Genomic DNA, 321 nt, shown 5'->3' with positions numbered 1-321 from the left:
GGGTGATGAGTCTGGTGAGCCGAAGATTTCGACGAATGCTGACTTTGCCAATGGTGCAACTGAGGTTGTTGCTGGTGCGCAGGTTGACGATACGGTGACCTATGAGGGTCTGGTTCCGGGTAAGGAATACACCCTTAAGGCAGAGTTGATTTCCAAGGCTGATGGCAAGACTGTTCTGGGTGAGGGTGAGAAGACCTTTACTCCGGATGCTGCTAACGGTGAGGTTGTTGTTGAGATCATTGTTGATGAGTCTGTGACTAAGCCGGTTGAGGCTGCGGTTGCTTTCGAGGAGTTGACTTCGGTTGAGGTCAACAAGGATGG

1 protein-coding gene is annotated in these 321 nt (G+C 51.4%); it reads left to right on the top strand.

Annotation, left to right across the window (positions count from 1 at the left end; genetic code table 11):
• Positions 1–321: VaFE repeat-containing surface-anchored protein (locus tag HMPREF2996_RS00270; RefSeq protein WP_168166658.1), on the top strand; the 321-nt coding region annotated here is incomplete at both ends.

Source organism: Corynebacterium sp. HMSC066C02, from assembly GCF_001814945.1.
Classification (GTDB): domain Bacteria; phylum Actinomycetota; class Actinomycetes; order Mycobacteriales; family Mycobacteriaceae; genus Corynebacterium; species Corynebacterium aurimucosum.
Note: the sequence above shows the minus strand (reverse complement) of the source record. Positions and strands in the feature narration are given on the sequence as shown.